This is a genomic window from Lachnospira hominis (ex Liu et al. 2021) (assembly GCF_014287955.1).
GTDB classification, from domain to species: domain Bacteria; phylum Bacillota; class Clostridia; order Lachnospirales; family Lachnospiraceae; genus Lachnospira; species Lachnospira hominis.
On record NZ_JACOPD010000002.1, the window covers coordinates 286,630 to 298,900 of the forward strand.

Genomic DNA, 12,271 nt, shown 5'->3' on the forward strand with positions numbered 1-12,271 from the left:
TCCTTATTTTTTAATTATAATCTGTATTATTTTGTGTAAAAACTGTGCTTAACGACTCTGCAATATCCCATGCTTTCATTGAAAATATGCCTTGATTTTTCCGGCACATATCACCGGCACAGCCATGTATATATACAGCCAGTGCTGCTGCAAAACACTCATCATCAAATCCTGCACACATCATGCCGGCAATAACTCCCGTAAGCACATCTCCGGAACCGCCTGTTGCCATTCCGCAATTGCCGGAAGTATTGATATATATGTTATCATGGTCACAAACCACTGTTGCTGCATCTTTTAATACGCATATAACACCATGTTCTTTTGAATAACATAATGCCGTCTCCACAGAATTTCCCTTTATCTGTCCTACGCTTTTTCCTGTAAGCCGTGACATTTCTCCAACATGCGGTGTCATAATCACTTTGCCTTTGTATCTGCTTATATATTCATAATATTCTTCATTTTCTGAGATGATATTCAAAGCATCCGCATCAAGTATTAATGTTGCATCCGAACCTGATTGTAAAATGCATTTTACAATCTCTTCTGACTGTCCTGAAACCGATAAGCCCGGACCTGCAATAATGCAGTCGGCCCATGTACACCATTTTGTAAGTTCATCACAATTGCTGTTTTTATCATTATATGTGTCACATATTGATTCCGGCACAAGTGTAAGAAGTGCATTTTTATTATTTTCATGTGTAAAAACCCTCACAAGCCCGCAGCCGCTTCTGTATGCAGACTGTGCTGACATAAACGCCGCACCGCCCATACTCCTGCTTCCCGCCGCTATAAGCACTTTTCCGCTCGTTCCTTTATTACCGTCTGCTTCTCTTTCAGGAATCATCAGAATATCCTTTTTCTCAATCATTCTTGCCGGATTATTTTCTAATATTTTTTGCACATTGTCCTGACTGACTGCAAAACCTATATCAGAAACTATTACTTTTCCTGCATATTTCCTACCGGGATACAAAACCATCCCTGTCTTGTCAAATCCAAATGTAACTGTATAATCTGCTTTTACTTTCTTATTGCTTACCTGAACTATTCCCGCACTAAGTCCCGACGGAATATCAACCGCCACCTTAACTGCACTGACACGGTTAATCTCATCTATAATCTGTGCATAAACACCCGTGACATCTCTTGAAAGTCCAATTCCAAACATTGCATCTATAATAAAATCATATTCATCCAGTGGCAGTATGTTATCTTGTACCGCACATTCAAATGGAATTTCAAGATTTTTTATAATATTTTTCTGCAGCTCATACTCATCTGTTCCCGGCTCTTTTCTGCCAGCTTCATACACCAATGTTTTATAACCATGAAGATAAAGCTGACGTATGGCAGCAAGCCCGTCAGCTCCATTGTTTCCTTTTGTACAAACAACGCAGATGCTTATATCTTTTTTTCCGCTGTCTTTTTTATTGTATGCAAGTTTTTCCACAAATGATGATACAGACAATGCGGCACGCTCCATAAGAACTACAGATGGAATCCCTGTCGTTTTTATTGAATATTCATCTATTTTTTTCATTGCAACAGAATCAAGTAAATACTTCATACACAGTTACTCCTGACCTTTTGAATTAATATCATCAAGGACTCCCATAATCTCCGGTCCAAAGATATTATGCATTCCCGAATAAAGCTGTTCGTTCATGCTCTCCTTATCATGCTTTATAAGAAGATTCTTTTTGAGCTTGATTCTTGTAGCTTCAATCCATTTATCCAGAACTTCAAGATCTGCCCTGTTTTCATTAATCTTCGCATAGCACATCTTTACCGTTTCAACCAGAAGTTTTCTATTAGCTTCTGCCAGCTGTCTTGGAATCTCTTTTTCTTCGTCTTCAAGTGATTCAATCTTGTCTTTTGCTTCATGTATAAGACGCTGGTTTTTATTCATACGTTTCTTACGACGAAAATCATTGCCGTCTTCTTCCATATTTTCAACGACATCCTGAATAACCTGTTGTTTTATCTTTTTTACTTCTTTTAAATCATTGGTTACCTGTCCCTGTTTTTTAAGCAGGTCATTAACCTTTTTTTCCCAATACTTTATCTCGTCAGTTTTGCTGACCTCCGGGACAAGCAGATACCATCTCTTATCTAGTGTAAGAATAGGAATATGATTAAATGATGCTGTGTCTTTTATTAAATCATATGTAATATCTGCCATGATAAATCAACCCTCCTGTATATTACGAGTTTTACCATTTTTATTTGCTATATTATATGAAAGTCTCATAAGACTCTCTGATAAATGTACATTTTCAACTACAACATCTTCAGGCATATTAAGGTCTGTATGTGCAAAATTCCATATTGCCTTTATTCCGTCTTCAGCCACTTCTTTTGCAACTTCTCTTGCTGCCTGTCTTGGAATTGTAAGTGCAACTATCTCGATATTATTTTCTTTTATAAACCCTTTTAGTTCATCCATCATCATAATATCAAGGCTGCCTATCTTTTTGCCTTTAAGCTCATGATTATTATCAAAAACACCTTTTATTATAAATCCTCTCTTTGCAAAATCACCCGAATTAACAAGTGCTGCACCGAGATTACCTGCACCGATAATAATCATATTATGAGTACGGTCAATACCAAGAATTTTAGCTATCTCATCATAAAGATACTTTACATTATATCCGTATCCCTGCTGGCCAAACCCTCCAAAATTATTCAGATCCTGTCTTATCTGCGATGCGGTAACCTTCATCCTTGCACTGAGTTCTTTTGATGAGATTCTTTGAACACCGCTTTCAATCAGTTCACCAAGATATCTATAGTATCTTGGAAGTCTCCTGATTACCGCAGATGATATTTTTTTTGTCTCTTCCATATTGCTCATCCGTACCTTCCTGTTTTTTCGTATTTTTTATTATAAACCAATGTTAAAACAATGTCAAAGTCAGCCTAATACTCTCTTGGCAATATCAACTGATTCCTTCGCATCTTTCGCATAGAAATCCGCATGAATTTCTTTTGCATATTCCGGTGTAAGGACAGCACCGCCTACCATAACTTTACAATCAAGATTATTTTTATGCAAAAGTTCGATTGTCTCTTTCATTGATACAAGTGTTGTTGTCATAAGTGCTGAAAGTCCTACAAGTTTTACATCATTTTCTTTTACCGCATCAACTACAGCCTGATAAGGAACATCTTTTCCCAGATCTATAACATCATATCCATAATTTTCAAGAAGAACTTTTACAATATTTTTTCCTATATCATGCACATCGCCTTTTACTGTCGCAATTACAATTTTTCCTTTACTCACCGGTGCCGCATCACTTTTTATCATAAATTTTCTTATAACTTCAAATGCCGCCTGTGCAACTGATGCGGACATTATCAGCTGCGGAAGGAAAAGTGTGCCTTTTTCAAATTCCTCACCGATTTTATCAAGTGCCGGTATTAAAACTTCATTGACAACTTCCATTGAGTCTGTATTTTCCAGAAGCTTAGCTGTACAGTCAGCACCTTCATTTTTAAGTCCGTTAAGAACTGCATTGTAAAGTGCAAGCTTATCACCTTCAAGTCCTGTATCATTATCAGAAGCTGATTGCTGTATGCCCCTTGCACCATCCGTCCCTGATTTTGTGTCCGTTCCTGCTGATTTATTTTCAGAAATGACAATCTTTGGTACTATCTGTTTTCCTGCATAATGCTTTATAAAATCAACTGAATTCTTATCAAATCCTGCAAGAAGCTTGTAAGCTCTTACAGCACCTGTCATCTCTTCAATATTAGGATTGATAATAGGAAGGTCAAGTCCGTTTTCAAGTGCCATTGTAAGAAAAATGTGATTTACAAGCACACGGTTAGGAAGCCCGAAGGAAATGTTGGATACGCCGAGAACCGTCTTTAATCCAAGTTCTGTCTTGACACGATGAAGTGCTTTAAGTGTCTCAACTACCCCATCCTGCTCTGCAGATGCAGTAAGTGTAAGACAGTCAATGTATACATTTTCTTTCGGAATGCCTATTACAAGTGCCGCATCTAGAATTTTTTTTGCAATTGCAAATCTGTCTTCCGCTTTTTTAGGAATACCATTTTTATCAAGAGTAAGTCCAACAACAGAAGCTCCGTATTTTTTTACAAGTGGAAGAACATTTTTAAGAGACTCTTCCTCACCGTTTACTGAATTGACTATCGGCTTACCGTTGTATACACGAAGTGCTGCCTCAAGCACTTCAGGAATTGTAGAATCAAGCTGAAGCGGAACATCCACTACTGACTGCAGTGACTTGACAGCTGTTATCATCATCTCACGCTCATCTATTCCCGGAAGTCCGACATTGACATCAAGAATATCAGCTCCTGCCTGAACCTGTTCAAGTGCCTGGTTAAGTATGTAATCTATATCGCCTTTACGCAAAGCTTCCTGAAATATTTTCTTACCTGTAGGATTAATTCTCTCACCGATTATTCTCGGCTGGTCTATCGGAACTACCTTTGTTGCAGAACATACTGCTGCCGGAATTACTTTTTGTGGCAGCTCATTTACAATTGCATTGCCATTTTCTTTAAGCATATCTGAAAGTTCTTTAATAAATTCCGGATTTGTACCGCAACATCCGCCGAATACCCTGATTCCGTACTTTCTTAAATCTTTCATAAATTCAGCAAAATCTTTTGGTCCCACATTATATTCATTCGTCTGTGGGTCAGGAAGTCCTGCATTAGGCTTAACTACAACAGGAAGGTTGGTCCATTTTGTAACTTCCTCTATAACAGGTTCTAACTCTTTTGGTCCGAGTGAACAATTGACACCAATGGCATCAACACCAAGTCCTTCAAGAGTAAGTGCCATTGACGGAACCATACATCCTGTAAATGTTCTTTTATTCATCTCAAAGGTCATTGTACACATTATAGGAAGGTCAGAATTTTCTTTTGCGGCAAGTACAGCTGCCTTTACATCAAGCAGGTCTGTCATTGTCTCAAATACAACAAGGTCAGCCCCCGCATTGCTTCCGGCTTTCACCACCTCTGCATACATCTCATATGCCTCTTCAAAGCTTAAAGTGCCTGTAGGCTCTAAAAGCTGGCCTATCGGACCTACATCAAGTGCTACCAGTGCCTCAGGTTTGACATTATCTCTGGCTGTAATCGCATTTTTAATTCCTGCAGTGACAAGTTCATCCACGCTGTGTCCGCATTCTTCCAGTTTGTAAGCGTTGCCGCCAAATGTATTGGCATATATTACATCTGAACCGGCATTAAGATACTGCTCATGAATAGAAACAAGAAGTTCCGGATGTGTAATATTAAGCATCTCAGGTGTTTCACCCATTTTCATGCCTGCTGCCTGAAGCATTGTTCCCATTGCTCCATCAAGAATAACATAATCTCTTTTTAATAATTCTCTAAAATCTCTAGCCATTACAACGTCCACCTTTCTGTCTGAACTGACACTTCTTATTCATACTGCATGTCTGACATCCTCTTGCTCTCTGAGGAATTGGATTTTTCGACAGTCCTATAACTGCCGTAACTGATTTTGTCGGTGTGAGCATATCTGTCGAACTGACATTAAGCCCAATCTGTTTTGGAGCATTTAATACATGAAGGAACTGTCCCTGAAGACTTATCGGCAGATCTCCGTATCCAAGTCCAAACCTGAATGTCTGGTAATATCCGGGATTTTCCTCTTTTATGATAAGTTCAGCCCGGTCACATGCCTGTTCAACTGCAACGCTGCACAGACTGTCTATCGCAACAGCCTCAGCCATGTCACGTATCTGTGCTATTCTTATAAGTCTGTCTGCATCAGCAGATATCGTAACCGCCATAAGCACAGCCTTATCGCATCCATCAAGATGTTTTTTTATAGAATTTCCTGTAAGAAACAGATTCGTATCTTTAACAAGAATTCCTTTTTCTTCTCTTGAAATATCGCATACTTTGTATACAAATCTGGGTTTTACACATCTAAGCACTTCTTTCTCACATTTTGTTATAAGCTTATCAAGCTGCTCATCAATATCTTCACCTCTGTGTCCCATATATCTTAATGCTTCATTTTTATCGAGTTGTCCAAGAACTATATCAGCATGCATGTATCATTAACTCCTGCCTTTCATAGCATCTGCTATGAATTTTATCTTTTTTTCTTCTTTTTACGTCCTGTTCCCTTTGCTTTTTCCATGCTGATTTTTCTGCCCTTTATGGTAACATTTTCCATTGCAAGCAGAACTGCATCTGCATACTTTGAAGGTACTTCAACAAATGTATAATTATCAAGCATATCGATAGAGCCGACAAGCTTACCGGGAATTCCTGACTCACCTGTTATTGCACCAAGAATATTAGCCGGCTTAATCTTATCTTTTTTACCCACATTGATAAAAAGTCTTACCATGCCTCTCCTGTCAGCATCAAGGTCATAATGAACCTGTTCAAGTTCCTCTCTGTCCTCAAGTGAATCACCTACTACCATTTTAAGAAGTGCAGCAGCCACATCAAGGCATGTATAATCTTCCATATTAAGCCTGTCCTCAACAGCCTCAACCATATCTGAAAGCCCTCCGGCTTCAATAGTCTCCTTTATATTTGAAAATATTGCTTCAAGCTTTGTATTTTTCACATCATCCATTGATGGAATAGGTTTTGCCTTGATTTTTGTCTTGCAGTAACGCTCAATATCCTTCAGCTTATATGCTTCTTTTCCGGAAACAAATGATAAAGCAACACCCTCTCTTCCGGCACGTCCGGTTCTTCCTATTCTGTGCACATAATATTCTTCATCCTGAGGCAGGTCATAATTAAATACAACATCAACATCATCAACGTCAATTCCTCTTGCCGCAACATCTGTAGCAATAAGTATTTCTGTCTTTCCGCTTCTGAAATCAGCCATTACCCTGTCTCTCTGGGCCTGCTTCATATCTCCGTGAATTCCGTCTGCAAAATATCCTCTGCCTTTAAGCTCAGATATAAGCTCGTCAACCTGTCTTTTTGTATTACAGAATACAACTGAAAGTCTCGGATTATATATATCTATCAGCCTGCATAAAAGCTCATTCTTATTCTTTGGTCTTACTTCATAATAATACTGTTCAATATTCTTTACTGTAAGTTCTTTTCTTACAACCTTGATAATTTCTGCATCCTTCTGGAAATTCTTTGCAATATCCATAATAGCCTTAGGCATTGTCGCTGAGAACATTATTGTCTGTCTGTCTTCAGGTGTATCTGTAAGGATAGTCTCCATATCCTCCCTGAAGCCCATATCGAGCATTTCATCTGCCTCATCAAGAACTACCATTGAAACATTATCAAATTTAACTGTCTTTCTTCTCATATGGTCCATAACACGTCCCGGCGTACCTACAAGAATCTGCACTCCAGCTTTTAATGACTTAATCTGTCTTACAATCTCCTGTCCACCATATACCGGAAGCACTTTTATGTCGCTCATATATTTTGCAAGTTTTCTGATTTCTTCTGCAACCTGGACTGCAAGTTCTCTTGTCGGGCAGAGTATTACTGCCTGAAGTTTCTTTAAATCAGGATCTATTTTTTCGAGAACAGGAATAGAATATGCTGCCGTCTTTCCTGTACCTGTCTGTGCCTGTCCGACCACATCTCGGTCGTCCATAATAACCGGAATAGCTGAAGCCTGAATAGGAGATGCCTCTTCAAACCCCATATCTTCAACAGCTCTTAATATTCTCTCATCTAAATTTAATTCTTCAAATTTCATTAATTCTCCATTCCTGCTCTGTAAAAAGCAATCTTTATAATCGATTTATTTTACACAATTATGCTGATAAAGTCAAAATGTTTATTATTACATACAATTCAGACACTCAATATATCCATCGCCTTCCTATGCATATTGCAAATAAAGCATTTTCCATTTATAATAAAATATTAGTGTGGCAGACAAGTCTTTTACCTGCCACCATGTATAAGCAAATTTTCAAAGGACGGATATAAAAATGATTTTATCATGTAACCATATAAGCAAATCGTTTGGCACTGACCAGATTATAAATGACTGCTCATTTCACCTTGAAGAACGTGAAAAAGCTGCCATAATCGGAATCAATGGTGCCGGAAAATCTACTCTTTTAAAAATCATTGTCGGTGAACTTCCCGCTGATTCAGGAAATGTGACTGTCTCCAAAGGAAAAACTCTCGGTTATCTTTCACAGCACCAGAATCTCTCAACTGACAAGACTATATATGATGAACTTCTGTCTGTTAAACAGGATTTAATTGATATGGAAAATACTATCCGCAGTCTCGAAATACAGATGAAAGATGTTACAGGCGATGAACTTGACAACCTGCTTTCACAGTATACAAGACTTAATCATGAATTTGAGATGAATAACGGATATGCATATAAAAGTGAAGTTACCGGTGTCCTTAAAGGTCTTGGATTTGGCGATGAGGATTTTTCTCTTCATGTAAACACACTCTCAGGCGGTCAGAAAACGCGTGTTGCACTTGCAAAACTGCTCATATCAAAGCCTGACATCATCATGCTTGATGAACCTACCAACCATCTTGATATGGATTCTATTGCATGGCTTGAAAATTATCTTCTCACATATAATGGAAGCGTCTTAATAGTTGCACATGACAGGTATTTTCTTGATAAAATTGTCACAAAGATTATCGAGATTGACAACACTGCCGTCACGGTATTTTCCGGCAATTATACAGACTATGCTGCCAAAAAAGCTGTTCTTCGCAACATGAAATTAAAAGAATACCTAAACCAGCAGCGTGATATCAAACACCAGCAGGAAGTAATCACAAAACTGAAACAGTTCAACCGTGAAAAATCAATCAAACGTGCCGAAAGCCGTGAAAAAATGCTTGACAAAATGGAACTTGTCGATAAGCCAACAGAACTAAACGACAAAATGCATATACGCCTTGATCCTAAGGTGGTAAGCGGCAATGACGTATTAACTGTCAAAGACCTTTCAAAAAGTTTTGGCGATAACTTTTTATTTTCAGGTCTTGACTTTGAAATAAAAAGAGGCGAACGCGTTGCCCTCATCGGCAATAACGGAACAGGCAAAACAACAATACTTAAAATAATTAACGGTTTAATTCCTGCTGATTATGGTGAAATCACTCTCGGTTCAAAAGTTACAATCGGATATTACGACCAGGAACATCACGTTCTCGACCCTGATAAGACTCTGTTTGAGGAAATTCAGGATGCTTATCCTGACCTTAACAACACACAGATAAGAAACACTCTCGCCGCATTTTTATTTACCGGTGACGAAGTATTTAAGTATATCAGGGATTTGAGCGGTGGCGAACGTGGACGTGTATCACTTGCAAAACTTATGCTTTCAAACGCCAACTTTCTGATTCTTGATGAGCCAACTAACCATCTTGATATAGTTTCAAAAGAAATTCTTGAAAATGCACTCAATAATTACACCGGAACTGTTTTTTATGTCTCACATGACAGATATTTTATCAACACAACAGCCACAAGAATTATTGAACTTACAGGGCATACAATTGTAAATTATATCGGCAATTACGATTATTATATCGAAAAAAAGGATATACTTACACCAAAAGCACTTACTGATGCTACAGCTGCCATTAATGACAGCATGGCGTCATCAGCCTGTCAGACACCGTCATCAGCACAGGGGTCTTCAAAGGCAGAATGGCAGCAGTCAAAAGAAGAAGCTGCAAGACTTAAAAAACTTAAAAATGAGCTGAAACACACGGAAGACAAAATCAGCCAGACTGAAGAACGCATCAGTGCAATTGATGAAGAATATAACAATCCTGATATTGCAAGCGACACAGCAAAACTTGTCGAACTTCACAATGAACGCACTTCTCTCTCGGAAATGCTTGATGAATTGTACGAAAAATGGGAAGAGCTATCCGAAGAACTTATTGACAAATAAGTCCTTATGGAGTATAAAAAAGTATAATATATTTTTATCTAAGGAGGATGTTCCTATAATGAACAAAACAGAATTAGTATCTGCTATCGCAGAAAAATCTGAATTATCAAAGAAGGATGCTGAAAAGGCATTAAACGCTTTTATTGAGGCCGTGACAGATGAATTAAAGAATGGCTCAAAAGTACAGCTCGTAGGTTTTGGTACATTTGAGACTTCTGACAGAGCAGCAAGAACAGGCAAGAATCCACAGACAGGTGCTGAGATTAAGATTGCTGCATGCAAGGCTCCTAAGTTTAAGGCTGGTAAGGCTTTAAAGGATTCTGTAAACGCTTAATCATATAGTATAATCTATAATAAGCAAGATTTAAGACCATGATGTGTTTGCATTTTCTAATATGCTCTCCCAGCATGGTCTTATATTTTTGCAGCATACAGGCAAAGTCCGCCACTTTGCCATTTAATAAATATAAAATGGAGAATATCTGCAATGGAAATCGAAAAAAAATATCTTGTATCGGAACTTCCTGACAATCTGCCACAATACAAATGCCGTAAAATCGAGCAGGGTTATCTTTCATCCTCTCCTGTTGTACGTGTCAGAATGGACAACGACGAATATTATCTTACATACAAGGGAAAAGGTTTACTCGCAAGAGAAGAATATAATCTTCCTCTCACAAAAGAATCATATGAACATCTTATCAAAAAGGCTGATGGCAATATAATAACAAAAAAACGCTATGAAATTCCTGATAACAGCGGACATACTATTGAGCTTGATATATTTGAAGGTGTTTTCAGCGGAACAATCCTTGCCGAAGTTGAATTTGATTCTGTTGAAGAAGCCGAAAGCTACAATCCACCGGCATGGTTTAAAGAAGACGTAACAATGAACAAAATGTATCATAACAGTAATATGAGCATGCTTGATGTAAGCCATATTAATACTGGAAACGGAGAGTAAAATGAAACCTTTTATTGATAAAGAGTATATTAAAACAACTTTGCAGAGACTGCGTCTTGCCATCCTTACTCTCTTAAAGTGGATGTTATGCTCGATTGCATCAGGTATTGTAATCGGTCTTATAGGAGCTTTTTTCCATTCACTCCTCGACTTGGCCGCCGAAATAAGGACTGCACATCCATGGATACTGTTTTTGCTTCCAATATCAGGTATTATCATAGTTTTTATATACCGCCTTTCCGGATGTAAAAGCAGTAAAGGCACAAACCTTGTTATAACAGCTATTCAGTCCAACGAAGAAGTTCCGCTAAAAATGACACCTTTAATTATTGTATCGACAATCCTTACTCACCTATGCGGTGGTTCAGCAGGACGAGAAGGTGCAGCACTTCAGGTCGGCGGTTCTTTAGGCAACGCTTTTGCAAAGCTATTTAACTTTGATGACAAAGACACTCGAATAATGATAATGTGCGGAATGAGTGCATGCTTCTCTGCACTTTTCGGAACTCCTGTAGCCGCAGCTGTTTTTTCAATGGAAGTTATCAGCGTCGGCATAATGTATTATGCAGCACTCGTTCCATGTACTGTTGCTGCACTTATAGCAAGCAGCATTTCCTCAATGTCAGGCCTTGCCTCCACACGTTTTACTGTAGGAGAAATCCCTCAGTTTGGTATTCCTAATGGTATAAAATTTTTCATCCTGTCACTCATCTTTGCAGTAGCAAGCATACTTTTATGTGTTGTTTTGCACAAAACCTCACATTTTTTCACTGCTCATTTTGAAAACCAGTACGTTCGTATCATAGTTGCAGCCGTGTTGGTTATTATTATGAGATTTTTATTCGGCACTACTGATTATCTTGGTGCTGGTACAGACATAATTGCACGCAGCTTTGTCGAACAGAGTGCATGGTATGTATTCCTTTTGAAAATAATTTTTACAGCTGTCACTCTTGGCGGCGGATTTAAAGGCGGCGAAATTGTTCCTACACTTTTTGTCGGTGCCACACTTGGAAGCTTCCTCGCTCCGATATTCGGACTTCCTACAGGCATATGTGCTGCATGCGGCATGGTTGCAGTATTCTGCGGCGTAACTAACTGCCCTCTCACATCTCTGCTTCTCTCAATAGAGATGTTTGGCAGCGAAAGCCTGAAATACTGCCTGTTATGTATTGCTTTAAGCTATCTGCTCTCAGGTTATTATAGTCTCTATAACAGCCAGAAAATCATGTATTCAAAATACAGAACCGAATTCATTAACAGACATTCTTCTTAAAATAACATAAATCACTTCTTTAGTGAGTGTATTACAAAAACCGGTATCAGACATTATCGATTTTCATCTTTTGTCTGATACCGGCTTTTATTTAATCTGTTTATT

Annotated in this window: 10 protein-coding genes; 4 read left to right on the forward strand and 6 right to left on the reverse strand. The window is 38.3% G+C overall.

The window, feature by feature from the left end:
- Window positions 1-10: 10 nt before the first annotated feature.
- The 6 genes from H8S01_RS03905 to H8S01_RS03930 are packed head-to-tail and all read right to left on the reverse strand — an operon-like array spanning window position 11 to window position 7,729.
- Window positions 11-1,576 (reverse strand): NAD(P)H-hydrate dehydratase, encoded by a 1,566-nt coding sequence (locus H8S01_RS03905; RefSeq protein WP_186836244.1) that lies wholly within the window; start codon window positions 1,574-1,576, stop codon window positions 11-13.
- Window positions 1,577-1,582: 6 nt separating this feature from the next.
- Window positions 1,583-2,191 carry a hypothetical protein gene (locus H8S01_RS03910; RefSeq protein WP_186836245.1) on the reverse strand — a complete coding sequence of 203 codons (609 nt, stop codon included), beginning with the start codon at window positions 2,189-2,191 and terminating at the stop codon, window positions 1,583-1,585.
- Window positions 2,192-2,197: 6 nt separating this feature from the next.
- On the reverse strand, window positions 2,198-2,866 hold the full coding sequence (locus H8S01_RS03915) for a redox-sensing transcriptional repressor Rex (RefSeq protein ID WP_330605485.1): 669 nt from the start codon (window positions 2,864-2,866) through the stop codon (window positions 2,198-2,200).
- A 60-nt stretch (window positions 2,867-2,926) separates the two neighbouring features.
- The gene (locus H8S01_RS03920) at window positions 2,927-5,407 is read right to left on the reverse strand and encodes a homocysteine S-methyltransferase family protein (RefSeq protein WP_186836246.1); all 2,481 of its coding nucleotides are present in this window, start codon (window positions 5,405-5,407) and stop codon (window positions 2,927-2,929) included.
- Window positions 5,400-6,083: a methionine synthase gene (locus H8S01_RS03925; RefSeq protein ID WP_186836247.1), complete on the reverse strand. Its 684-nt coding sequence runs from the start codon at window positions 6,081-6,083 to the stop codon at window positions 5,400-5,402. Before H8S01_RS03925 ends, H8S01_RS03920 begins: the two co-directional genes overlap by 8 nt.
- 41 nt (window positions 6,084-6,124) lie before the next feature.
- A complete protein-coding gene (locus H8S01_RS03930; RefSeq protein WP_021866999.1) occupies window positions 6,125-7,729 on the reverse strand; it encodes a DEAD/DEAH box helicase in 1,605 nt (534 codons plus the stop codon).
- Between the two features lie 238 nt (window positions 7,730-7,967).
- Between H8S01_RS03930 and H8S01_RS03935 the strand changes: the two genes are divergently transcribed.
- From H8S01_RS03935 to H8S01_RS03950, 4 genes are all read left to right on the forward strand, one after another.
- Entirely contained in the window at window positions 7,968-9,926 is a 1,959-nt protein-coding gene (locus tag H8S01_RS03935; RefSeq protein ID WP_186836248.1) for an ABC-F family ATP-binding cassette domain-containing protein, read from the forward strand.
- Between the two features lie 58 nt (window positions 9,927-9,984).
- Window positions 9,985-10,260, forward strand: a complete 276-nt coding sequence (locus tag H8S01_RS03940; protein WP_021866997.1) for an HU family DNA-binding protein — start codon at window positions 9,985-9,987, stop codon at window positions 10,258-10,260.
- Between the two features lie 153 nt (window positions 10,261-10,413).
- Window positions 10,414-10,890, forward strand: a complete 477-nt coding sequence (locus tag H8S01_RS03945; protein ID WP_021866996.1) for a CYTH domain-containing protein — start codon at window positions 10,414-10,416, stop codon at window positions 10,888-10,890.
- Between the two features lies 1 nt (window position 10,891).
- Window positions 10,892-12,166 carry a chloride channel protein gene (locus H8S01_RS03950; protein WP_186836249.1) on the forward strand — a complete coding sequence of 425 codons (1,275 nt, stop codon included), beginning with the start codon at window positions 10,892-10,894 and terminating at the stop codon, window positions 12,164-12,166.
- The last annotated feature ends 105 nt before the right edge of the window (window positions 12,167-12,271 follow it).